This window comes from Roseinatronobacter ekhonensis, from assembly GCF_900499075.1.
GTDB lineage: Bacteria > Pseudomonadota > Alphaproteobacteria > Rhodobacterales > Rhodobacteraceae > Roseinatronobacter > Roseinatronobacter ekhonensis.
Genome location: NZ_UIHC01000146.1, coordinates 1 through 1797, shown reverse-complemented (window position 1 = coordinate 1797; position 1797 = coordinate 1). Strand labels below are relative to the sequence as shown.

At 50.5% G+C, this 1797-nt stretch carries 2 protein-coding genes; both read left to right on the top strand.

The window, feature by feature from the left end; all coding sequences use genetic code 11:
* Positions 1-256 precede the first annotated feature (256 nt).
* The gene (locus ROE7235_RS19490; RefSeq protein ID WP_147434292.1) at positions 257-1231 is read left to right on the top strand and encodes a hypothetical protein; all 975 of its coding nucleotides are present in this window, start codon (positions 257-259) and stop codon (positions 1229-1231) included.
* 64 nt (positions 1232-1295) lie between these two features.
* Positions 1296-1682: a hypothetical protein gene (locus tag ROE7235_RS19485; protein ID WP_121097695.1), complete on the top strand. Its 387-nt coding sequence runs from the start codon at positions 1296-1298 to the stop codon at positions 1680-1682.
* Positions 1683-1797: the final 115 nt, after the last annotated feature.

The following is a 1797-nucleotide window of genomic DNA, read 5'->3' as shown; positions in this document are numbered from 1 at the left end:
GCGCTCGACAAACGCACCCCAGACGCGGCATACTTCGAGCAAGCAGAGATACGAAAAGCGGCATGAACATAAATCTGATGCATCTTAGACAAGCCGCAAACCTGTCCTAAAAAGCAGGACCACTTCAGAACGTGTTCCTGAAGAATACAAAGAGCAACTTCGTGCTTTTAAACAGATTGTGTCAATTGCTGATCGAGTACCGGCAGATGCCCCGATTATTCGACAGCGCTTAAATCAGTTAGACTTTAGTCAGGGCGTGCCTGACCCAGTGCAATTTATCCAAACGGCGGTTTTCAGTTCGCCAGATTACAACAGTGGCGTAAGCCAAGCCACGCAGGATGCGATTGCCGCTGAGTTTGGCATCACGCCAACGCGACCAGCGCAACCGCGTAACGCCAGTGAAATGCAGACCACCTTGCGCGAAGGTCGGGGGACCCGAGATATCACTGAAATCCAAGAAGTGGAAGAACCACCGGGTTCGGGTATTTTTGTCGAGAAAGAAGTCGTGGTTGGCGAAGAACCGATCCCGTTTGATGAAGGCGATCCGTTGGTATTATCGGCAGGCAATCCGCGAGTGGTTGCCTACGCCGACCCGCCAGGCAGTGAAAACTACCGGTTTGTGGGGGAAGTGGACGGAGCTAACCCAGTCGCTATGCGGCGGATGGTTCCATCTGATGGAGCTTTTCAGGCTGAAGATATCAACAATGACATGAACGAGATGCTGGTAGACGCCGTCTGCCGTAACCATGGCTTAGCCGGTGGGGTGCAAGGCTTGCTGGGCTTGAGTGACGGCACGTTGGGTGTCGCTACGGATATTGATTCAAATGCGCTCGGGCGTAATGATTTAACGCAAGGGTTTATCGGTATGTGTTTGGGCGAAAACACTACGTTGGGAAATCGCTTTCTGACTGGTGAAGAAATGGCCGCGATTGGCAGTGAGATGCGACACCTAGCTCCAGATGGTGACTTTGGGGCCTTTAACCGTATGGATGCGTCGACTTCGGCGCAAGTAATGCAGGCCATGTTTGGAGAGGGTAACAACGAAATTGTCAGAAATATGGCCCGGGCACGCGATTTCATTAATACGGGTGGTGCGGAAACTCCAAGCTACCAGAACCTTTATGCCCAAATGTATCCGGATGATGCGGCAAATGGTTATGCGCGCTTACGAGGGATTATTGGTGGTGATGGCATGGCGATGTTAGACCTTAATGCTGTGGAAACCGTGTAGAGACTTTTTTTGGAGGTCTTGCTGAAGCGTGGCATAATGATTGTTGTATAGTAATTCTGTTTCCATGAAAAAGCGCGGTCGGTTTTTGTATGAAGACACCGAAGGAACGATTTTCATAAAGTTTGAGCATCCTGGGAAAGGGGTCTCAATCGAAAGCCTTTTGCCAGAAAATGGGAGGGGCGCTGGTTTCGCGGATTTTCGGATAACCGATTACTTTGATCTGGCAGACTTAGTTTTGGCCGCCCCAGAAGATTGGAAAAAATTCGGACAGAACACAAATGTTCAGGGAGCTACAAAAGAAAAGCCAGTCAAGGTAATGCTTCCGCCACCTAATATGAATTTTCTAGACCTGAGAACTGCAGAAGGGGACTTGGACGCCAAACGCGCTGTAGATTTGTTCGCAATCGTTGCAGCTTACTGGGGAGCCTCGCAGAATGAACTAGTGTTCTGAGTCTGACACTTCCTACCTGTTTCCGCGAATTTCATCGAGCGCGTTCAGAGCGCGGCGTTCCCGGGTGAGGATGTCCTCGGCGGTTTTGGTCCATTTGAAGGGTTTGGGCTTGTCG

Excerpts from the sequence above, each read along its gene's own strand:
- ROE7235_RS19485 (WP_121097695.1), top strand. The coding sequence starts at position 1,296 with ATGAAAAAGCGCGGTCGGTTTTTGTATGAAGACACCGAAGGAACGATT.